17 protein-coding genes are annotated in these 23,721 nt (G+C 43.1%); 3 read left to right on the top strand and 14 right to left on the bottom strand.

What is annotated here, in order from left to right; genetic code table 11:
• The first annotated feature begins 258 nt into the window (after window positions 1-258).
• Together B3R91_RS03735 and hemN are read left to right on the top strand one after the other, a co-directional pair.
• Window positions 259-2,757, top strand: coding sequence for a penicillin acylase family protein (locus B3R91_RS03735; protein WP_286796538.1), 2,499 nt, complete (start codon window positions 259-261; stop codon window positions 2,755-2,757).
• Between the two features lie 189 nt (window positions 2,758-2,946).
• The gene (hemN, locus tag B3R91_RS03730; protein ID WP_286796537.1) at window positions 2,947-4,491 is read left to right on the top strand and encodes an oxygen-independent coproporphyrinogen III oxidase; all 1,545 of its coding nucleotides are present in this window, start codon (window positions 2,947-2,949) and stop codon (window positions 4,489-4,491) included.
• 97 nt (window positions 4,492-4,588) lie between these two features.
• On the opposite strand, the gene B3R91_RS03725 is transcribed toward hemN, so the two are convergent.
• The 6 genes from B3R91_RS03725 to grpE form a co-directional block, all read right to left on the bottom strand.
• Window positions 4,589-5,965, bottom strand: coding sequence for an esterase-like activity of phytase family protein (locus B3R91_RS03725; protein WP_286796536.1), 1,377 nt, complete (start codon window positions 5,963-5,965; stop codon window positions 4,589-4,591).
• Window positions 5,966-6,121: 156 nt separating this feature from the next.
• Window positions 6,122-6,982, bottom strand: coding sequence for an SPFH domain-containing protein (locus B3R91_RS03720; RefSeq protein ID WP_201589788.1), 861 nt, complete (start codon window positions 6,980-6,982; stop codon window positions 6,122-6,124).
• A 21-nt stretch (window positions 6,983-7,003) separates the two neighbouring features.
• Window positions 7,004-7,492, bottom strand: coding sequence for an NfeD family protein (locus B3R91_RS03715; RefSeq protein ID WP_227514939.1), 489 nt, complete (start codon window positions 7,490-7,492; stop codon window positions 7,004-7,006).
• A 168-nt stretch (window positions 7,493-7,660) separates the two neighbouring features.
• Window positions 7,661-8,203, bottom strand: coding sequence for a porin family protein (locus B3R91_RS03710; RefSeq protein WP_286796535.1), 543 nt, complete (start codon window positions 8,201-8,203; stop codon window positions 7,661-7,663).
• A 330-nt stretch (window positions 8,204-8,533) separates the two neighbouring features.
• The gene (gene dnaK, locus B3R91_RS03705; protein ID WP_286796534.1) at window positions 8,534-10,477 is read right to left on the bottom strand and encodes a molecular chaperone DnaK; all 1,944 of its coding nucleotides are present in this window, start codon (window positions 10,475-10,477) and stop codon (window positions 8,534-8,536) included.
• Window positions 10,478-10,720: 243 nt separating this feature from the next.
• Window positions 10,721-11,335 carry a nucleotide exchange factor GrpE gene (grpE, locus tag B3R91_RS03700; protein ID WP_191690819.1) on the bottom strand — a complete coding sequence of 205 codons (615 nt, stop codon included), beginning with the start codon at window positions 11,333-11,335 and terminating at the stop codon, window positions 10,721-10,723.
• Between the two features lie 476 nt (window positions 11,336-11,811).
• On the opposite strand from grpE, the gene B3R91_RS03695 reads away from it, so the two are divergent.
• A complete protein-coding gene (locus B3R91_RS03695; protein WP_286796533.1) occupies window positions 11,812-13,299 on the top strand; it encodes an alpha/beta hydrolase in 1,488 nt (495 codons plus the stop codon).
• A gap of 107 nt (window positions 13,300-13,406) precedes the next feature.
• Here the strand turns inward: B3R91_RS03695 and B3R91_RS03690 are convergent, their stop codons facing one another.
• The 8 genes from B3R91_RS03690 to B3R91_RS03655 all read right to left on the bottom strand — a co-directional run bounded on the left by B3R91_RS03690 (window position 13,407) and on the right by B3R91_RS03655 (window position 23,647).
• Window positions 13,407-14,543, bottom strand: coding sequence for a metallophosphoesterase (locus tag B3R91_RS03690; RefSeq protein ID WP_286796532.1), 1,137 nt, complete (start codon window positions 14,541-14,543; stop codon window positions 13,407-13,409).
• 119 nt (window positions 14,544-14,662) lie between these two features.
• Window positions 14,663-15,736, bottom strand: coding sequence for a metallophosphoesterase (locus B3R91_RS03685; protein WP_286796531.1), 1,074 nt, complete (start codon window positions 15,734-15,736; stop codon window positions 14,663-14,665).
• Window positions 15,737-15,931: 195 nt separating this feature from the next.
• A complete protein-coding gene (locus B3R91_RS03680) occupies window positions 15,932-16,894 on the bottom strand; it encodes a TIGR01777 family oxidoreductase (RefSeq protein ID WP_286796530.1) in 963 nt (320 codons plus the stop codon).
• A gap of 159 nt (window positions 16,895-17,053) precedes the next feature.
• Entirely contained in the window at window positions 17,054-17,689 is a 636-nt protein-coding gene (locus B3R91_RS03675) for an L-threonylcarbamoyladenylate synthase (protein ID WP_286796529.1), read from the bottom strand.
• Between the two features lie 105 nt (window positions 17,690-17,794).
• Window positions 17,795-19,045, bottom strand: a complete 1,251-nt coding sequence (gene dprA, locus B3R91_RS03670) for a DNA-processing protein DprA (protein ID WP_286796528.1) — start codon at window positions 19,043-19,045, stop codon at window positions 17,795-17,797.
• Between the two features lie 79 nt (window positions 19,046-19,124).
• Window positions 19,125-20,222 (bottom strand): LysM peptidoglycan-binding domain-containing protein, encoded by a 1,098-nt coding sequence (locus B3R91_RS03665; protein ID WP_198328106.1) that lies wholly within the window; start codon window positions 20,220-20,222, stop codon window positions 19,125-19,127.
• Between the two features lie 364 nt (window positions 20,223-20,586).
• Window positions 20,587-22,008 (bottom strand): threonine synthase, encoded by a 1,422-nt coding sequence (gene thrC / locus B3R91_RS03660; protein ID WP_286796527.1) that lies wholly within the window; start codon window positions 22,006-22,008, stop codon window positions 20,587-20,589.
• 58 nt (window positions 22,009-22,066) lie between these two features.
• Window positions 22,067-23,647, bottom strand: a complete 1,581-nt coding sequence (locus tag B3R91_RS03655; RefSeq protein WP_286796526.1) for a transcription antitermination factor NusB — start codon at window positions 23,645-23,647, stop codon at window positions 22,067-22,069.
• Window positions 23,648-23,721 lie beyond the last annotated feature (74 nt).

Below are 23,721 nucleotides of genomic sequence, written 5' to 3'. Positions count from 1 at the left end.
CTTATCCCGAACTGGGGTTAAATCTAAAAAAAACATCAGCGCCTAAATTCTGCGATTTATTCGCTAGCATAGATATTTAAAAGTGTTATATGTTTGATAAATGTTTTTAATTTTTCTTATTCGTTATTTCATTCAAAAAAATAGAAAATAAGACAGATAAAAGCACGGCAATAAAAGGAATTTATTGACACATAAAGCTTGGCGGTAATTCTCGTCAGCGCTTTATAAAATCGTAATTAACCATGGATGGGTAAGCTCATGAGCATTAATGTGCTTAATCGGCGTGTACGCACACTCACGCTATTAACAATGGCAGTGTCGTTGGGATTATTTGGCTGTTCGGATAACGACAATTTTAACGGCAATATAGACGACGATACTAGCGATAGTACTTATGCGGCGGATATCCAGCGCACTGAGTTTGGCATACCGCACATCACTGCTAAAAACTATAAAGGTCTCGGTTATGGCGTCGGGTATGCTTTTGCCGAAGACAATATCTGCTCACTGGCGCGCGAAATTGTAATCGCTAAGGGTGAGAGTATGCGCTATCTAGGCGATAAGGGGGATATCGATAGTGATGTTTTCTATACCTGGTATAATTCAGACGCTAAGCGTAAACAGTTTTTGGACGCGCAAGAGCCCGAGGTTTTAGATGCAGTAGCTGGTTATGCCTCCGGTTATAGCCGCTATTTGCGTGATAAAGGTGTCGACAATATCGATCCTGACTGTGCCGGCGCTGAATGGGTTCGTGAAATCACGACTGATGATTTGCTAGCGCTTTATGGCAAGGCCAATCTGCGCGGTGGTCTATCAAACTTTGTCACGCCTATTGCCACTGCGGCGCCTACTGTCGAAAAAGGTATCATGGGTAGCTCGCGAAGGCGTACGCTTTCTATAGAGCCAGAGAACGACCTAACATCAGAGTCGGCCGCGGATTTGTCCTCAGGCTTTGATTTTGATATGACAACCATCAATGTAACGGATGGCGGCAGTAACGCCTATGCCTTTGGTAGCGAAGTTACAGGCACTAAAAGTGGTATCCTTTATGGCAATCCTCATGAGCCTTGGGATGGTTTACAGCGCTTTTATGAATTTCATTTAACACTGCCAGGCAAGCTTGACGTCATGGGAGCAGGACAACAAGGCCAACCTTTCCCCAACATTGGCTTTAATAAAGACGTCGCTTGGAGCCATACGGTATCGACTGCTAAGCGCTTTACCCTTTATCAGCTCAGCCTAGTAGACGGCAACCCAATGAAGTACAACTATACTAATAGTGCAGGCGTCGTTGAGCAGCGCGATATTAAAAAGGATGACGTCACTATCCAACTGCCAGACAATAAGACGCTGGTCAGATCGGTTTATTCGTCACATTTTGGTCCTATGATAGCTGTCGATCAAGTCAATGGTTTACTACCACCTTGGGGCGCGAACAATATCGCCTTTACTATTCGTGATGCCGCCGCTGAAAACGCTCGCTCACTGAACCAATGGCGTAGTATGAATCAAGCCACCAGCGTAGAGGACTTGGTGGATAAAATGCAAGATCAGGTTGGGCTAGGATTTGTCAATACCATCGCCACCGACCGCTATGGCAAAGCGCTTTATGCTGACATCTCAACCGTGCCACATGTCACCGCAGATAAATTAAATAGCTGTACTGCTGGTAAGCCTTATTTACAAGCCATCGTCAGTTTTGGGCTGCCAGCTTTGGATGGCAGCAAAGCGGATTGTGAATGGGGTAAAGACGCTGATTCGCCGCAAGCAGGCATCTTTGGGCGCTCAAACCTGCCTTTCTTGATTCGTGACGATTATGTGCTTAACTCAAACGATACTTATTGGTTGAGTAATTTAGATGAGCCGTTAACAGGGTTTTCACCGCTGCTACGTCGCCGTTTAACGCAATTCCCTAGTGCGACTAGCCCAGAGGGCGTGCCACTTTCTTTACGTACACGCATGGCATTTCAGCAAGTATTAGACCGTTTGGATAACTCAGATAACTTGGGTGGTACTACCTTTACCTTAGATAATATGCAAGACGTCGTCTATGGCAATCGCAGTTATGCCGCCGAATTAGTTCTCGATGATGTCTTAGCCGATTGTAATGCCAACCCTATGCTACCTCTGACAGGTGGCGCAACTATCGAAGCCAAACAAGCCTGTAGCATCTTGAATAATTGGGACCGTCGCAACAACATCGACAGCCGAGGCGCGCATGTGTTTAGAGAGTTTTGGAACAAGGCGGGTTTTAGTGAATATACAAATGATTCGTTTAAAGTCCCCTTCAACGAAGCCGACCCCATCAATACACCGCGCGAGCTAAAAATCACTGCCCAGACTCGCCAAGCTTTAGGCGATGCGATTGCTTACTTCCAAAATAAAGGCATTGCACTTGATGCAAGCTTAGGTGAGCTGCAATATGTGCTAGATGCTGGCAAGAACAACCAGCACATTCCTATGCATGGTGGTTATGGTAGCGAAGGTATCTTTAACGTTGCCCGAGGTGCAGGAGTTAATGAGGCTGGTAATTATATTATTAATAATGGCCCAACCTATATGCAGTCAGTGACCTTTGATAGTAAAGGTCCTGTCGTAGAAGCGTTACTTGCCTACTCACAAGCAGGAGATACAACGCGCCCTTATCATCGTGATCAGACGCGCCGTTATTCAGATAAAGAGTGGATTCGTCTGCCATTTAGTAAGAGTGAAATATCCAAACAAGCGGTTGGTGAAGTGATTAAATTGAGAGAATAGTTCTAGCTAAATTATTGATTATAATAAAAAAGACTTTAGAGCAATCCTGAAGTCTTTTTTTATTGCAGATAGCAATACAACTTTATGGGTATATACGGAAACTTAACGTCCATGCCACTATGACTATTGATTTGTTATACTACTTATTACTTAAGTGGCGATTTATACAGTTAAACCGAGGAATCTCGCATGTCAGAACCAGCCGATATCAATAGCGACCAAAAATCTTTCGCTCATGCCGACGAGCAGCCTACTACTGCACGTCCTGTGGTTGAGATGCCCAATCCCTATGCCAGTACTCGTGGCAGCATTACCAGTAAGCAGCTGCCGGCATTCGATGAAGAAATTATCAATAAATACAATCGATCTGGGCCGCGTTATACCTCCTACCCGACCGCGTTAGAATTCTCACCGATGCCTGAGGGGCTGGAGACTAAGATTCTGCAAGAGCGCGAAGCCGATGCGCACTTATCGCTGTATTTCCATATTCCGTTTTGTCGTCACCTTTGCTACTACTGTGCTTGTAATAAAATTATCACCAAAAAGAACAGTGATGCTGGAGATTATTTAGAATATTTAATGGCAGAAATTAAGCACAAACGTAGCTTATTAAAAACGCCAGCCGATCGTAAAAACCCCCTGGTCAAGCAGCTGCATTTCGGTGGCGGTACGCCAACCTTTCTACAAGATAATGAGTTGATAAAACTTTGGGAGTTTTTGCAGACCCAGTTTGAATTTTTGCCAGAAGACCAAGGCGATTACTCTATTGAAATCGATCCGCGTGAGCTTGGCGACGAGACACTAACGGTACTGCGTAACCTTGGTTTTAACCGCGTCAGTCTAGGCGTACAAGACTTAGACGAAAAAGTACAAATCGCCGTCAACCGTATCAACTCTGCTGAACTGATTGAAAATGTGCTTGCTGAAGCGCGTAGATTGGGCTTCCATTCTACCAACGTCGATTTGATTTACGGCTTACCGCATCAAACGCCGACGACTCTAGACAAGACCGTACGCCGTGTTATCGAGATGTCACCCGATCGTTTATCGGTGTTTAATTACGCTCATTTACCTGAGCGCTTTAAATCGCAACGCCAAATTAAAGAGGAAGATTTACCGACGCCAGCTGCCAAGCTTACCATGCTCGGTAATACCATCAATACCTTGAGCGAAGCCGGTTATCAATATATCGGTATCGACCATTTTGCCAAACCTGACGATGAGCTTGCTATCGCCCAGCGCGAAGGCAAATTACATCGTAATTTTCAGGGTTATACCATCATGGGCGATTGCGATTTGTTGGGCTTTGGCGTGTCGTCAATCAGCCAAATCTCTAACGCCAATAGCAGCTATATTTTGCAAAACCATACGGATTTGCAGGTATATAAAGAGAATATCGATGCCGCGCGTGATAATCCAGCGATCATGCCAGCGGTCAATGTGATTAAAACCTCGATTAAAGATCGTCTGCGTGAATACGTGATTATGAATCTACTCTGTCATGACTATATCGACTTTAGAGACGTCAATCAGAAATTCGGTATCGATGCCATTACTTATTTTATAGATGAAATTCAGCAATTGGGCGAGATGCAAGAGGACCGCTTGATTGACATGGATGCCGCTGGTATTCGCGTCCTACCAAAAGGTCGTCTATTAGGGCGTAATGTCGCTATGGTGTTCGATGAATACCTTGAGAAAAAACATAAAAACCGCTTCTCTAAAGTAATTTAAAACTTTTTTATACGTTATTAATAAAAAAGACTTCGCTAATGCGAGGTCTTTTTATTGGCTGTAATACGATAAGTATTGATAAAAAAACCAATCTACTCTATTCAGTCGGCATAACAATATATAAGCGATTGGCATCTTCAATGGTTTTTTCTTTATCGAGATACTTTTGCTCGACGCTACTTTTTGGATTGATTATATCAGTATCTGTCATTGCAAAATCATCATCATTGAGTAGACCCAATGAACCATCTTGTCTTAACCATAAGCCCTCAAGCTTATCATGTGGGTACTCTAAGCTCGCCAGCACATCGACGACCAAGGTCTTTTTAACAGGCGTGATGTTTATGTTTTCAAGCATTTGCCAGTTTTCTTCATCAATGGCAATCAACTGCTCAAGCGTTTGTCCATTCACTGTCAAACCAACCGTGTCATCTTGCCTAACGCTTCCATCATTTAAAATAGTTTCAATATCTGTTGCTTGTGCGATATCAATTTTATAAATGAGTTTTTGTGCCGACTTATCTTGGAGCGGGAATTTGCGATCATGCTCAATGAGATAAAACTCATGGTCATTAAGCGCCACAATGCCAGAGGTCACATGCGCTGCATTATCCAATCGATATAAATACTGCGCTATTTGTCTTGAAACTAAGTTAATCGTTACCATACGTACCAAACTAGATAGTCGCCCTGACTTATCAGGATTGTCCATAGAGGACTCCATGATACCGACAAGCGTCGTTTGGTCAGGCGTAATGGTTAACGCTTCCATGCCACGATTGGCACGGCGTTTGCTAAATTCCGTCGGTAACAAAATCGGCTTACCTTCAACCATCACATTATTACGCTCATCATTGGCAAATGCATTGATACGCTCAATCTCTACGCCCTTGGCATCATAATGCACAAGGTGCGGACCATACTCATCACTGACCCAAAAGCTGCCATCTTGCAGCGCTGCGAGCCCTTCAGGGTCTAAACCATTGATATCAGTTTTGATCGGATTGCTCACTGCATCAAAAGGCAATTGTGGATTGACTGTCATCGGTTGACCATGGACATCATAAGGCACTTCATTGGTGCCGCCAAAAGCCTTTGGGTTTGGTAGTCCCGAGATAGGATTGCCATTTTTATCCTTTAGAATTATTTCTTTTACTTTGATAATTTTGCTGTCAGCTTGCAATTCAAACAACCCAATAGACGGCGTATAATTTGGCACAAGAAACTGCTTACCTTTACCAGCAATTCCGTCAAAGTCGGCATTAGGCCCACGGTCGGTCAGGGCATAAAACTGCTTGGCATTGGTTGGATGCGCCGCTGCATCTGAGCCGTAGCCGCCGCCTCGAATCTCTAATTTCTGTTCAGGATAAGCGGCATTGATATGCGTCGCATCAAGCACGCTATAAGGCAACGGGCTACCTTGCACAAATTCATTTATAGTAATAATTGCAGTATTGATATCTTGCTTGGTCATTATTGTTTTCCTTGAATTATTATTGTTATTAAAAATAAAGTAATGCACGCAAAAAAGTTGATTAGCTGTCAATTAAAAGTTAAAAAAATAGTCAGCACGTAAAACGCTCACTGACTATTTGTCTAACAAATTTAAATACGCCTAAATCATACTTAGTTAAACCTTAAGCTTATCACCTACCATACCTTTTATGGTACTTAGAATGTCAGCCGGTAATACCACCATTTTTGCGTTATCAGATTCGGCTAACTGACGAATCGATTTGATATATTGCTCGCCAAGTAAATAGACAATCGGCATTTCTTCGTCGCCCATTGCGGCAGTAATCAAACGAATAGATTCTTCTGAGCCTTTCGCCAATACCACTTGCGCTTCAGCATCTCGGCGTGACGCTTCTAGGCGACCATCTGCCTCTAAGATAGCCGCTTGCTTTTGCCCGTCAGCACGGGTGACGGTAGCACGGCGTAAACGCTCTGCCGCCGCCTGCTCTTCCATCGAGGCTTGCATGGTTTGCGAGGGATTGATATCTTGGATTTCTACGGTTTTGAGGGTAATACCCCAATCAGCAATATCTTCTGAGATGGCGTGTTTTAGCTTAGTTTTGATTTCATCACGGCTTGATAAAGCGCTGTCCAAATCCATCTCACCAATGATTGAACGCAAAGACGTCTGCACTAGATTTCGAATACCGTATTCATAATCTTCGATACCATAAACCGCTTTATCGGGGCGGACGATATTAATATAAGCAACGGCGTTAGCGATAATGACCACGTTGTCTCGGGTAATGACTTCTTGCGAAGGAATATCAAGGACGATATCTTTGGTCGTCACTTTATAAGCCACGTCGTCGACATAAGGAATGATTAAATTTAATCCTGGCTCTAGGGTTTGGCTATATTTACCAAGTCTCTGCACTACCCATTTATACCCTTGAGGAACAATGCGCACGCCTTTAAACACCGTAAACACGACCAATGCAATCAAAACGATCATGACAATACTAAAACTTTCCATGTTGCACCTCTATTATTATGCCTAACTATTTTTATTAATAACTGCTTGCGCTTGCATACTACTGACAATCAGCTCATTACCTACGATATCCGTCACTATCACACGATCGCCGACGGCAACTTGCTCACCGCTCGTACGGCACATCCACTCAGCAGCCCCGACGATAGGTACACTAAAGCGTACAACGCCTGCGCGCTCTAACTGCGGCGCGACGATAATCATCCCAGTTTCACCGATGATGACACTACCGCCCAACCCCGCTTTGGTGCGATCGACAGATAATGGTTTGATAAATTTAAACCAAGCCAATAAAAAGATAGCCGAGAGCACCAACCAAATAATGATTTGCATCGATACAGAAATGGGTAGCAACCACGCAAGAGCAGCCACGATGATAGCCGCTCCGCCAAACCATAGGCTGGCAAACGTCGGTACAAACATCTCAATGATTAGCAATACAAAGCCTAATACCAGCCAGTGCCACGGTTCAAGCATCCAAAGCATCTCCATAATTGCTCATTCCCTATCTTTATCATTCTAGCTTTCAATGTAGCACATTTTGTTCTCAAACAGCGCCTTAAAAGTTATACGCATAAAAAAACGACCACCAAAGTGATCGTTTTTTACTTTATTAACTATTTAAGCTATTGCTAATTAAATAACTTAAGACTCAAATAATTAGAATTTAAGATGAGCGCCGATAGTCATAAGATCCGCATCGCTACCTAGTTTGTCATATTCTGCTTCAACGCTGAAGTCAGGATTGACTGAGTAACCAAGACCAACACCGCCAGCTAAGCTAGTATCGCTATCAGAAAATGTTTTTCTTCCAGAATCTTCAACTAAGTAGTTACCTTCTACTTTAGTCTTAGCAACACCTAACTTACCTTTGGCATATAAACCAGTGTTAGGGAACTGATAGCGATAAGTACCGTATGCACCATAAGATTTGGCATCGATATCACCGTTATAGTAATCAGCATCATCTGAACCTACATACTCAGCTTCAATACCGAAGTTAGGATCAAAGTTATAGCCACCGTATACGCCATAAGCAGTTGGATCATCAGCACCATCTACGTCTAGGTCAAACTGACCGACTTTTACACCAACGTATGGCTGACCAGTATAACCATTACCATATGCTACGGCTGCTTGTGCACCTACGCTTAGTAAAGAACCTGCAGTTAGGGCTAGTAAAGTTTTTTGTAGAGTTTTCATGTGTAGCTCCTTAAAATCAATTTGGACAAACAAGTTATTTATTTATGTGGGCTTTTTAGCCATATCGCCTTGTTTGCTAACGATGTATACATAGTAACAAACCATGTCAAAAACTCTGTCAGTGTTTAATGGTAAGAAAGTTAACTTTTGCAAGTGTTTGTCGGCCCTTGGGTTACAAAGGACTAGATATGAAATCTTTTGTTACAATCACCTAGTTTGAGTAATATTCCCTACTCATTAACAACGACTGAGAATCAAAATTAAAAAGGCGCATCCCGAAAGATACGCCTTTTATTATGAAATCAACGTCGATTTAAGCTTTAATTAAGCTTACTTTTTATCTTCGTCAACTTCAGTAAACTCAGCATCAACGACATCGTCATCCGCTTGATTGTTGTTACCAGCATTATCAGCGCCTTGTTGGAACTGGCTTGGATCCATACCTTCTGCGCCAGCCCCAGCATCAGCATAAATCTTTTGGCTCACTGGTAAGAAAGCATTGTCTAGCGCTTCAAGTTTGGCTTTGATGTCATCATGATCATCTTCTTTAGCAGCTGCTTCAAGCTCAGAGATGGCAGTTTCTACTGTTGATTTTTCATCTTCAGTGACTTTATCGCCAGCTTCTTTTAGCGCTTTTTGTACCGCATGAATACGACCATCTGCTTCGTTACGTACCTGCGCAAGGTTAGCAAATTTCTCATCTTCAGCAGCGTTCGCTTCCGCATCACGCACCATTTGTTCGACTTCTTCATCCGACAAACCAGAGTCCGCTTTAATCTGAATGCTTTGCGCTTTACCAGTACCTTTGTCTTTCGCTGAGATGTTCATGATACCGTCAGCGTTAATGTCAAAGGTAACTTCGATTTGCGGCAAACCACGTGGCGCTGGTGGAATATCCGTCAAGTCAAAACGACCAAGTTGTTTGTTTTGGTTGGCGATTTTACGCTCACCTTGATACACCTGAATCGTTACGGCTGGCTGGTTGTCTTCAGCCGTTGAGAACACCTGTGATTTCTTAGTCGGAATCATAGTGTTTTTCTCAATGATTGGCGTCATTACCCCACCCATGGTTTCGATACCTAGGGTCAATGGTGTCACGTCAAGCAATAGGACGTCAGTTTTGTCACCAGACAATACCGCTCCTTGAATCGCAGCACCAGCGGCAACCGCTTCGTCAGGGTTCACATCTTTACGTGGCTCTTGACCGAAGAATTCTTGTACTTTTTGCTGCACTAATGGCATACGAGTCTGACCACCAACTAAGATGACGTCATCAACATCGCCAACTTTTAGACCAGCATCTTCAAGCGCAGTTTTACAAGGACCCATCGTGCGTTGTACTAAATCTTCCGTTAAGCTCTCAAGTTTTGAGCGGCTGATAGTGACAACCAAATGCTTAGGACCACTGCTATCAGCAGTGATATATGGTAGGTTGACTTCCGTACTTTGGGCACTTGATAGCTCGATTTTTGCTTTTTCAGCGGCTTCTTTTAGACGCTGCATCGCCAGCGAGTCACCTTTTAGGTTGACGTCTTGGTCTTTTTTGAACTCATCAACCAAATAATCGATCAACGCTGAGTCAAAGTCCTCACCGCCAAGGAATGTATCACCATTAGTCGCCAATACTTCAAATTGCTGCTCGCCATCAACGTCAGCGATTTCGATAATTGATACGTCAAAAGTACCACCACCCAAGTCATAAACGGCAACGGTGCTATCGCCTTGTTTTTTATCCATACCGTAAGCAAGTGCGGCAGCGGTTGGCTCGTTAATAATACGTTTTACATCAAGACCGGCGATTTTACCGGCATCTTTGGTTGCTTGACGCTGCGAGTCATTAAAGTACGCAGGCACTGTTACAACAGCTTCGGTAACGCTTTCACCAAGATAGTCTTCTGCTGTTTTTTTCATTTTTTTCAAGATTTCAGCAGAAACCTGTGGTGGCGCTAATTTTTTACCGTTAATTTCAACCCACGCATCACCATTATCAGCTTTAGCGATTTTATAAGGCACCATACCGATGTCTTTTTGCACCACTTTGTCATCAAAACGACGTCCAATCAGACGTTTAATGGCAAATAAAGTGTTGTTTGGGTTGGTCACCGCTTGACGCTTTGCTGACTGACCAACCAAGATTTCGTCATCTTTGTAAGCGACAATCGATGGCGTGGTACGTGTACCTTCAGCATTTTCGATGATTTTAACTTTATCACCTTCCATCACTGCGACACATGAGTTCGTTGTACCCAAGTCAATACCAATTACTTTACCCATAATTAATTGCTCCTAATTTATTTTTAAATAAGCTATTTATCTCATCAGACCGAACCTAGCAGATACCAGACGGTCACTTGTTGTTCTATATAGGTTTGAGGCTTTATTATTTCAAGTCATTTAATCGGCAAAAAATGTCTTTTATGTGATTTTTTGTGTAAACCCTTATTAATAGTAAGGTTTAACTTGGTTAAAGACTTATTATGTAAAATATTAACCTTTAGATTATTAGTTTTTCAAAATCTACTGTCCGACGCGAACCATTGCTGGGCGCAGCAAACGACCGTTCAGACTATAGCCCTTTTGCAGTACCGTACCCACAGTATCAGCTTCGGCTTCTGGGTCAATGCCAACCGCTTCATGCAAATCAGCGTTGAATTTCTCGCCTTGTGGCTCAACCACTTCTACGCCGTTTTTGTTTAACACATCTAATAATGCTTTATGCGTCAATCTGACACCTTCGGTGACAGGGTCATCTGCTTGAGCATTTTCGATAGCGCGCTCTAAATTATCGACCACTTCTAATAGCTCTTTGGCAAATTTTTGCAGGGCAAATTTTTTGCTCTTATCGGCTTCTTGCTCCATGCGTTTTTGCGCATTGTAAGCTTCAGCATTGGCACGCGCTGTACCTTCTTTCGCTTGCTTGACCTCGCCTTCTAACTCGGCGATACGCGCTTTAAACGTATCTAAATCGATATCGTTTTCGATAGTGCTTTCTTCCCCTGAATTTTGCTGGGGATTAAACTCTTCTAGCGTTTCTTTTAAGATACTATCGTCGTGCTCGACATTGTCGTGCGAAACATTGTCGTGTGAGACATTTTGATCAATATTTTCGTGGTTATTATTCTGCTCGCTCATGATGGCTCCTTTATATAATTATGAATAAGGTTATTAACTGAATAATGATGGATTAGAAAACAACACCATAAATTGGCCAGATAATGAAATAATCGACCATTAGCCAAACCGTGATTTTATAAATCACCTATGGTTAGCAATAACTTTTAACTACCTTCTGATAGCTGATTAATAAAGGTGAGGCGAGTAAATTTCAAGCCTACTCTGCAGAATTTTTATCGCTGGTTATAAATACCGTCTTGATCCATGATAACGGTATGGTTATATTTAAGAGGCTTGCCCCTTTAAAACAACCTTACTCTCTTTACTATTGTCGTCAATAAGTAATTCATTTGACTAACAAAACCTACAAAAAAGCGTCATTTACGCCAGATAAATTACTATTAGCCTGCACACTATTACTAAAGAATACTCAACTTTATTTTTGCCTACCTTATGATAACTACAAATATAATTTATCATTTATGGGAGGTGTTATGCCTTATTCAGCGACATTATCAGTCAACACCTTACTTAATAAAGCAGTAAGGACACTAAACCTTACGTCTTTAGCTCAAGAAAAACGTCAGCATTCATCTGTTAACTCATCAAATAAATCCTTAGAGAATGTTGAAAAAGAGCCATTACAGATAAATACTTTACAAATAAGCACTGACGATAGGCAATCCTGCATTGATAGCGAGCCCCTCTCTATTAGAGATAAAGTACTGCATCACAATTTGCTGACGACTTATCAGCCCCATTTGCTGCACTATGCAATGAAAAGTATCGGTCTCTTGCCAGAAACAGTATTAGACAGTCTGGTCGGTTACCTAGATGGACCTACGGCTAAGCAGTATGAACACGTTGATGCACACCTGCGCTTGATTCTAGCGGTGAATAGTAAGCTTAAAACTCCTTTACAGCTCTCAGAGATGGGCGAGCTGCGGAAACGCTTTGCTACTGATGCTGTTGCTATGCAAACGCCTAGAGTTTGGCAACAGGCAAGCTCTTCGTTATTTGACACGATAAAACCTTTTACCAAGAAAAATGAGCCTAGCGTCAATTGGGAAGATAAGACGATTGCCAACGCGGATGATGGCGATATGCTGATTCGTTGTTATCAAAAGCAAGTAAACGCAGCAGGCTTTAGCTTTAAAAAGAAAACCAAAATCAATCCTGATGAAACCGTCATGCTATTTTTCCATGGCGGTGGTTTTTGTATCGGCGATATCAACACTCATCACGAATTTTGTCATGCCGTCTGTGAGCGGACAGGCTGGCCAGTGGTTAGTGTTGATTATCGCCTAGCACCTGAATATCCTGCGCCTACGGGACTAAGAGATTGTATTGCCGCTTATGCTTGGTTGGCGGATAATTGCTATAAATTCGGGGCATTAGCATCGCGTATTGTTTTGGCAGGAGATAGTGCAGGCGGCGGCTTATCAACCATGATTGCCCAACAAGTCATCACGCCGTCTGCAAAGTCATGGCAAGATTTAGGCGTTGATGGGCAAAAAACGTTTGAGATATTACAGCGCCTGCCGCAGCCACTGGCACAAATGCCTTTATATCCCGTAACGGATATCGAAAATGATTATCCAAGCTGGGAGCTATACGGCGAAGGGTTATTGCTCGATCATGCCGATGTGGCGGTTTTTGATGCGGCTTGTTTAGAAAATAGTCCGCTGCCGCGTCAACATATCTTGACGTCGCCTATGCTCGGTGACAATCGCCACATTTGCCCGACCTATGTCGTTGCAGCAGAATTGGATATCTTACGTGATGAGGCGTTTGCATATGCCAAGCAGTTAGAGGATTATGGTAGAGCTGTCCAAACTTATACGGTCTATGGTGCGCCGCATGGCTTTATTCATTTTATGAGCGTGCACCAAGGACTTGAGCAGCAAACCAATCATATTATTCATGGCTTTGCTGGCTTTGTACGTGACGTCATCAGTACACAAAATTTATTAGCAGCCTAATAAATAAAACGGCCGTTATCACTAAAAAGTGAGGTTAGCGTTTAATAGGCAGTTCGAGATTTATTGCAACTAAATCGTCAAGGACATTAATATGATAAAGATAGTTTTTATGAATTCTGCTGACCGCTTAACGTAATAAGCCAAACTTCAGAACGTGAGCCTAAACGAAAAGGTATGCCCCAAAATCCATAACCTGACGATACCACAAAGTGACCTTTACCGACTTTTTCGTAGCCGTAGCCCAAGCGATTAATCGCCTTTACAATAAAATTAGCTGGAAATATTTGCCCATTATGGGTGTGTCCTGAAACCTGTAAATCAATCGGCAACTGGCTATGCGCCATAATATCGCTCGGTCGGTGGTCTAACAAAATCACTGGCTCAGTAGTAATCACTTGTTCGAGCAATTCGGTCGTCGCTACCCTCTGCCGTTTATGATTATCAAAACGTCCAACAAGCCAAATCGGCTGGCCTTGATGCGACAGACAAGTCGCTTCATCGTTGAGCAACTGCACGCCAGCAGCTTGTAAAGCTTCACTAATTGGCTGCTCGTGACCGTACAAATCGTGATTACCTAACGTCGCATAGACACCGTAGCGCAGACTACTTACCAGCTTTGCCAAATCTTCTGCCATATTATAGGCCGCAAACGCCTTGGTATTGTCATCCATAATATCGCCTGGCATCAACAATATGTCTGCTTGATAGCTCTGCACAATGTCATTGAGCCGTTCGATAGATTTATTGCCAAATAAACGGCCCAAATGCAAATCACTGGCTACTGCAATATGCAGCGAGTAATTTAGCGGCTTATTAATCTTAATAGACAACTCGCGCACCGCCGGCACGTAAGCGTTATACAGCGTATAGCTAAATAGGCCTATAAAGAAAACTAGGGCAAAAATGCGTAAACCAATACTAATTACGTCTGTATCATAAAAAGTAGGAATACCCAAAGCATGTAAAAGCCAAAAACCACCATATACTAGACTGCTCAATAGCGCCGTTAGTAGTATAAAGTGCATCACCATCATCCAAGCACTTATCCAGCGATAGCTATTGGCAAATGATTTTGTGACGCTAAGTAGCAAAAGAGCATTGGTAGCCGCAAAGACAGCAATCCAAGTGTTTTGTATTAATAAAGGCGTGCTCCAAGGCTGTAGCCACCATTCTAGACTGCACGCTGCGCCAAAACTAAACAGCTGCAGCAGGACAATAATAGTGATAATGAACGCGTAACGCATGAAAATTCCTAGCGAGATAATATTTTGTTAAAGCGTTTGCTGGGTTGTGGCGGCGATATTTATAAATTAGCGGATTATAGCAACTGCTTTCTCAATACTTGTGACCGCTGGGATAACTACTAATGCGCTGACTGCAAGGTAATCATCCATATCTCAGAGCGCGTGCCAAGCCTAAAGGGTACTGCGCCAATACCATAGCCAGAAGTCACCAAAAACTGCGTGTCCTCACTGTACTTTGCCCCATAAACCAGCGGCGTAAACCACTTTAGTAATATCGTTAAAGGAAATATCTGCCCGCCATGCGTATGCCCTGACAGGTGCAAATCGATTGGCAAACCCTTTATTTGTTCTAAGTCAGCAGGGCTGTGCTCTAAAAATACCACCGGCTTGTCCGCCCTCACTTCACTAAGCAACTCTATCGCAGCCGGACGTGCGGGATCTGTCTCATCTGAACGCCCTATCAGCAACACTGAATCGTCTAACCAAATGCTTTTATTGTCAATTACCTGTATCCCCGCGCGTTCAACGGCCTTGGCAATTGCCACTTCGTTACCAGAATAATCGTGATTGCCTAAAGTGGCATAGACACCGAGCGGCGCTGTTAGTTTTGATAAATGCGCATGCATATTGGTTTTATCATAAGCGTCGGTCGAATCATTCATGACGTCGCCTGCGATGACCACGACATCAGGATTTTGGGCATCAATTAGCTTGACCAGCTTATCTATCTGCCGATTGCCAAACCATCTACCCAAATGCGTATCAGACACCAAAGCAATTTGCAGCGGCCGCTTAAGTGGCTTATCTGTCGTGACGTTTAGACGATGGACGACTGGTGAATAGGCATTAAATACCGCCAAGCCCACAATGCCAATATAAGTTATCGCTGCAACGGCACGTATAAGTTTTGGCCGGAGTTTTTGTTTAAGAATATAAACATAGACCAAGGCAATAACCGCAGTTATTAATGCGGCATAAAACATAAAGCCTTGTAAAATGCCGACAACCAGATAGACATGAAAGCGCTCGCGCCAAAATTCACTCAAGCCGTAGAGCAGAAAAACATTGTTGATAATAAAAATACTTAAAAACAAACCGGCTTTAGCTAAGCGCTGTTTTGGTTGAAAGAACCAGTAAAATATCACGCTACTCATCAGGGCGAGCAGCTGGGTAAGAATGATAAAAGGCCACATGATAAAATTGAATCAGACAAAGACGGGCTTATAGTACGCCAATATTCTTACCTGTTGTAGACAGCATGATGGTTTATTGAAACTTTATAGAACTAGAAATATAAAGCACTTAGTAATTTAACGTTATTTTTAAATCAATGCTTCAAAAACGTTGTTTTAAATCCATTGTTTCACATGAAACATGCCTCTAAAAACTCACCCTTGCTGCTCCAGTGCATGCTCTAAAGCTGTGTGTTCAAATTCAAAACCTGCGTCCAGTAGCGCTTGTGGCAGCACCTTTTGCCCATCAATCAACAAGGTCGACATCTCACCAAACATCAGCTTTAATAAAAATGCTGGTAAAGTAAAAAATGTCGGACGATGTAGCCATGCGCCAAGCGTTTTAGTAAAAGTATGATTGGTCACAGGGTTGGGCGCGGTCAAGTTATAAACCAGCGCTGGCGTAGCGTTTGCTGTTGTTAGAGTATTATCAATACTATTCACTTGCTGTCTCTGACTACTAAGATGTTGCTCAATGATAAATATTACCGCTCTTACCCAATCAGTACGACTGATCCAGCTCATAATTTGCTTACCGTCACCCAATTGACCACCGACACCCATTTTAAACGGCGTTAATAATTTACTGACCATACCGCCCTTAGGATGGATAACCACACCAGTGCGTACGATAGCAACAGGGACACCGTAATCGGTAGCTTTTAGCGCCAACTGTTCCCAGTCGTCACAGAGTTTATGCGAAAAATCAGCGTTAAAACCACTGCTTTCTGTCAAAGACTTATCACCTTGAGGACCATACCAGCCAATCGCTGAACCGCTAACCAGTAGCTTAGGTTTGCTATTACTACGCGCAATAAAATCCAGTAGCGCCTCAGTAGGTTTGATACGGCTGGCAAGCAATTGCTCTTTACGCGCGTCACTCCAACGTTTATCAGCAATCCCTGCGCCTGCTAGATTCAAAATAACATCAAAGCCTTTATCTGACTTCACCAGCTCATCATAGGTCATCATTTTAATATCATTAGGATGCGCCTGCTTACTATCGCGCGTCAGCCACGTAATCTGCACTTTTTTATCATCTTTTTGATAGCGCTTAATGATTGCTTCACTAAACGCGCTACCTAAAAATCCCGAGCCACCACTGATTAGAATATCCATCGCTTTTTATCCTTATAGTTGTCTTGCCTTTTTCTCAGTGTGACAAAAAACCATCTACAAAAACAAGAGATGAATTGTAGGTATAAGGCGTAAAGTAAGATTGGGTATAAATAGAGGACTGAACTACTAATATAAAAAATATTAGCTTTTAAATGGTTACTAACGAATCACTTGACCCGTTCGAGCATCGCTGATTTGGCTAGGGAGCAGATAACCAAGCGTCTCGCCCTTTAGATAGCCAACTTGCTCATTGCTATTAGAAAAATAAGCCTGTGCTTGTGAGAGCGTTAAAGCAGGCGGCTGACCGGACGGGTTACAGCTGGTCGAAACGACAAAGCCATAGGGATTATGGACGGACACCACTTGACGGCACAGCTGCTGCACCAAAGGATGGTCAATCACCCGCACCGCCGCACTATGATGGGCACCGGTAATCCACGCAGGGATAGAAACGGGTAAGTTTTCTGATAACGGTAATAACCACGTATGGGCCTGCTTGCTATTGACGTCGGAATCAGTATCGTTACGCCAACTGACTAACACTTGCTGGCGTTGATCTTCATTTAGACTATTTAACAACATCTTAAGTCGACTGACACTATCGGTGACCACAATCATACCCTTCTCTAACGGTCGTTGTTTGATAGCCAAAAGCTGCTCTACCGCTTGTTGATTGAAGGGGTCACAGCCGATACCCCAAACGCTTTCGGTTGGATAAGCAAGCAGCTGCCCTTTTTGCAGCCAATGCGCAGCTTCGATGACAGAATCGGTGATAAGAGCTTTAGATGTAGACATAGCGGAATAAGAAAGGAAAGTATGAGGAGATATAATACAACTTTAACGACAGCTAAAACAGCAGGTTTAAAAGTTTCTTAAAATCACGCTAGCTTTCAATAAACATTAGACGCGCAAATAACGTCCACCTTGTACATTGATAACCCCTAATAATTCAAGCTCCATAAGTTGCCCAATCAATTGCGCGGCCGACATATCAGTAGTATTTAACAACGCATCTAAATCCTGCCCATGCCAATCAAGTTGCTCATAAATGAGCGCTAAATGCTCAGGAATAACACTAGTATGGGAAGAAGGTTTGAGATTAGATTGTGGCGATTGATTAATACTTTTGGTAGAGAGTTTCTCTGTATTTAGAGAATTGGAACCTTGGCTAAGAGTTGCCCGCTCAATACTAGACTCTGCATTAGATGACGGCTGATAGGTATGCGCTCTATAGTCCAACTGATTATTAATATCTTCAAGGACGTGCTGCGGATGATAAATCAACGTTGCGCCTTCACGTATTAAATGATGGCAGCCTTCGGCATTGCTATTATCAATATGACTTGGAATGGCAAAAACTTGTTTACCTTGCTCGGAGGTTAGGCGCGCAGTAATCAGTGAGCCGCTTTGAATGGTCGCTTCAGTGACAATGGTCGCGAGGCTAAGTCCTGCAACTAGACGATTACGGCGCGGAAAAGTGTGTTTGTGCGGCTGTGTGTGCGGTAGTAGCTCACTGACGATACAGCCGCCTTGATCAATAATCTGACTAAATAATTTATCATGATGATTGGGGTAATTGACATCAATCCCCGTCCCCATCACGCCAACCGTACGGCCTTGATATTCGGCATCAGACTGAGCTAAAGCACCTAAATGGGCGCGCTTATCGACACCCAGCGCAAGACCGCTAGTGATAATATAACCAGCTTGCGCTAAGTATTGCGCCATATCAAAGGTGATTTTTTGCGCGTGGGCGGTGGGTTTGCGACTACCAACGATGGCGATTTGCGCTTGCTGCAAACGCGCTTTATCACCGCGGTAAAATAACAATGGTGGTGGGTCGTATATTTCTAGCAGCTGCGCTGGATAGTCAGGCTGGTCAGCAAATAAAAGACCGTATTTTCCAGCTAACAATGCTTGCTGGATTTTATCGATAGTAGTGAGCGTTTGTTCTGGCTGCTCATGACGCTTAAGATGGGTACTATGAATGCCCAATTGACGCCATGCCTCTACTTTAGCATTCCAAGCAAGCCCTGCCGTGCCAAAGTTAGAGATGAGTTTATGGTATGCTGATAATGACGCATTCACTTCAGTCCACAGCGCCAAAACGGCACGCTGCTCGGCGGATAAAAGAGAAGTGACTGCGGTCATAATCATCTAGCTCATTTAGTTTAAGTTAAACTTTTAGCTCAAAGAATAAGTATTGTACTTATTAGAGATATTGAACTTATTATAGATACGGCGGTGGTAACAGCTGATCACCGACATTAAGCGGTAGCTCAGAATCAAGCACATACGCATAGCTGATATTATCAAAGGTATTAAACACCATTACCATACCAGTAGGCTCGCTTGGTAAACGGACTGGCGTGTCATTATCCTTGATATCGCGTATGACCGCGCCTTTTTGAAAAACGGTCAATACATCTCCAGGTTTGGCACCGTGTGCGCTGCCCAAATTGATAGCAACGACGCTCCCCTTAGCCGCTGAGCTAATAGAATCCATCACGCGAACAATCATACCGCCGCGATTAACGGTTGCTGGCGTTGGATAAAATACTGGCGGTATTGAATTATTTAGCTCCACAAAAACGCGGTCGCCTTCACGGACTTCTTTGCCATAGCTGTCGATAAGCTGCAAGCTGGTCACGCCATTGGTTTCGGTAGACGTCACCAGACCAGTAGCAACTTGCGTGACTTCTAAACCAATAATTTTTTGTGTTTTAGGCTCGACATACTTTTCGCCTTCACGGTAAATACCGTAACGTTGGCCAACGATAAGTGGTACGCCTTTGGCATAGACTTTATCGCCACTAGCTGTAATTAAATTGCCTTTTTTTGAGGCTAAAATGTATGGGGTGGTATTAAAATCTGCTGGATTAACAATGATGGTCTTGTCGAGCCAATGCTGAATAGCAGACCACGGAATAGGGGGAATACTATTAGCAGTAGAGGTCACCGTGACTGAGCTGGCAACCACATTACCAGTCAATTGTTTTTCAACTCCTGCGCAACCTTCGCCGGTATCGACCCCGACCAAGGTTTTACCTTGAATCACGCATAGAATAAGAACGTCGTTAGGATAAATAAGGTTGGGGTTTTTGATTTGCTTGTTGGTCGCCCAAATCTCTTTCCAGCGCCAAGGGCTGTCTAAATAGCGACCTGAGATATCCCATAAGGTATCGCCTTTTTTGACGATATAGCGATTGGGCGCATCAGCCTTAATCGTCGGCGGTGGATTATTGGCGTGGGCAGTGGTCAGCAGCATTGCACCACTAAATGTCGTCAGTAATAGTGCGTTTGCTATCTTCTTTAAGCTCATCTTCATTTTTATATCCACAATATGTACTGCGATCAGTACCATGATAAAGGCTATCTAAGTCTATTTCTTATGCTCAAAACTTATTGGTAAGAAAGAAACATGTATAAGAAAACATGAGCATAAAAAACTTAAAATAACGCTATCATAATGTCTATAAAGCAGCTGTTCAGTATGATTGACTGATGTGATTGATAGGTTTAATTGTTAGAAAAGCGCCGAGCACGATGTTTATTTGCCGACGCTGTTTCTAATATTACAATTATATATACCATAACACAATCATAAACATTTTATTACAATAGCGTAACCTAAATTTAGCTATTGATGATTGGATATTAATTTTAATGAATACTTTTTATAAATGAGTTCTCTAAGCTATATTTGGCGTTACATATTGACGGATTTGCTCAGCGACCAGTTCGGCATTATTATCTAATACCACCACCTGCTGCGGTAAGTCTTCTAAGCCTTCGGTATGCGCAGGACGCGCAATTTCTATCTCTCCAACCGCCTCAAAGATAGTATCAGCAAATTTCACCGGTAATGCCGTTTCGGCACAAACAATCACTTCACCTTCGCGCTGTAATTCTTTAGCGACTTTAATACCATCAGCTGTGTGCGGATCGACTAATTCACCATGCTGCTCATAAAGTACTTTAATAGTTTGTAAGCGGTCGTTATGGGTAGATTTACCGGCAGCAAAGCCATAACGTGTGTTGACTGCTTCCATCAAATCAGACAAATCAAATCCTTGCCCAGATTTCACCCCTTCAAATAGCTCATGAACGCGGGCGCTGTCTTTATCCAGCAATAAATAAACAAAACGCTCAAAGTTAGAAGCTTTAGAAATATCCATTGACGGGCTAGAGGTGACATAAGTCTTATCGGTCGGACGCGGCTGATAGGCACCTTGATTAAAAAAGTCGTTGAGCACATCGTTTTCGTTGGTCGCGACGATTAAACGGTCAATTGGCAAACCCATTTCGCGAGCAATGTGACCGGCGCAAATATTACCAAAGTTACCTGATGGCACGCTAAAGCTGACTTTTTCATCGTTGCTCGTTGTGACCGCAAAATAGGCTTTGAAGTAATAAACGATTTGCGCGAGGATACGACCCCAGTTGATAGAGTTAACAGTGCCGAGGTTATAAGCCGCTTTAAATTCGGCATCTTGTTGCAATGCTTTGACGATATCTTGGCAATCATCAAACATGCCTTCGATGGCGATATTATGAATATTATCGTCGGTCAAGCTATACATTTGCGCACGCTGAAATTCGCTCATTTTACCGTGCGGTGACAGCATAAAGACTTCAATATTTTCTTTGCCGCGCAATGCATACTCTGCTGCGCTGCCCGTGTCACCACTGGTAGCACCAATAATAGTAATTCGCGCGTTTTTTCTTTTTAGCACATACTCAAAGGCATTGCCCAAGAACTGCATAGCAACGTCTTTAAATGCCAATGTCGGACCATTTGATAATCCTAAAATATATAAGTTATCCTCAAGCTTACGGACAGGGACAATCTCATCAGAACCAAATACCTCGGAGGTATAAGTACGCTCGATGATATCTTGCAAATCAGCGGCAGGAATATCAGTGGCAAAGCGCTGCATAATCGCCATGGCAAGCTGTGGATAGCTGAGCGTGCGCCACTCATCAAGGGTCCTGCTATCAATGTTTGGATAGTGCTCAGGCAGCATTAAACCGCCATCTGGCGCAAGACCCATCAATAGCACATCACTAAAATCCATCGGCGCTGTCTGACCACGGGTACTGATATATTTCATTAGATTGTCCTGTCTATAATGAGGTTATTCAATATTTAAAACGGTTTATTCAGCAGTTTTATGCCATTGTCTTATGAAGCAACGCATAATAAAACCCATCACCACTCTCGCTATCAATGGGCAAGCACTGACGACCGATTGCTTGCGCGATGCCCCAACTGCAATATTCGGTAAACTCAATCGCTACCGCATCATTATGATGACTGATAAAATCCTGCATTTGCTCGACGTTTTCTTGCTTTAAGATAGAGCAGGTCACATACAATAGATAACCACCCGCTTTCAATTGTGGCCATAAATTATGCAAAATATCCGCTTGTAATAATGCAGTTTGCTCAACGTCTTCTTCGGTACGCAAAATACTGATATCAGGATGACGGCGAATCACGCCTGTCGCAGTACAAGGAGAATCGAGTAATATTGCATCAAATACCGGCTCATTGGTAGCCGCTTTTTTATTTTTCCCATGCTGCCATCTGGTGGCGTCCGCACAAACAATATTGAGCTCGATATCCTTCTCAGCTTGCTGCAAGTCGTGCTGACTTAGGTTCAAGCGCTGTAGATTGGTGTGAATACGCTCGATACGCGGCGCTTCGTTATCGATTGCCGTCAGCTTAACTTTTGAAACTAGAGGAACAGATTCATCGTTTTGTTTCACGTGAAACAATGAAGGCTCATTTGAGCTTAATAATTCTAACCAATGCGCCAATTTACCACCAGGTGCCGCACAAGCATCTAAGATATGCAGCTCATTATTATTGGCTTCTGAATCAATGTCTGTATTAGATTTATCAGTGCTTATTTTAGCCATTAACGCTTTATTAATAATCGGAGCAGCAAGTTGAGCATGCATGTCTTGTACGCTGGCAACTCCAAAAGCAAAATCAGGCAAAGCGTTTACGGCTGTGCTTTGATGTAGCCGGAGACCTTTGGTGGATAGCGTTGTTGCTATAGCTGTATCTGATGAGTTCGGTAAATTAAAACCAGTCGTTAGCTCAACGATGTCTGCATCAATTTCTGCCCCATCGAGTGCTTGCTGATAATCCTCTACCGAAGTAACCGCCGAATTGACTCGTAAAAACATCGGTGCTGCTTGGCGCAAACCTTGCATCAGCTCGTCATACTGCTCGCTCCAATCCTGCTTAAGCTGATAGGCAAGCCAGTTCGGCAGACTGTGCTTCTTATCGCACTTCTTACGGAACTTGCTAGGATTCTTAGCGACTTTACGCAAGATAGCGTTAATCAAACCTGTTGCATGGGCAAAATCAATCTCTTTTGCCGCTTCGACCGTTTCATGAATCGCTGCATGGTCCGCCACTTCTAAATACAGCAATTGCGCTAAACCCACTTGAATAGTCGTACGAACCTCAACCTCATCGATAGGATTGTCCGCTAGCGTATCGAGCAAACGTGCTAGCGCGTACCACTGGCGCAGTGTCGTCAGTAGTAAGGCATGGGCAAAGCTTTTATCGCCGTCGTGCAGACTGTTGAGTAACGGGTCAAGGACGCTGGCAAGTGATTGACCATTTTGAATGGCCAATAAAGTGCGAATCACCCGGACACGGACGCTACCATTCATAATAAGGTTGCTTGACGGTTTGAGCTTATTATTTCTTGGTGCAGTGCTGGTTTGTCTCATTAAATTGAATTTCCTTGACGTCTGATCCAGATCGTCTGATAAAAGTTAGATTGCTTGTTATTAAATACATTAAG

It is taken from the genome of Psychrobacter sp. UBA6291 (assembly GCF_002439405.1).
Lineage (GTDB): Bacteria > Pseudomonadota > Gammaproteobacteria > Pseudomonadales > Moraxellaceae > Psychrobacter > Psychrobacter faecalis.
This window is presented reverse-complemented; position numbering and strand designations above follow the sequence as displayed.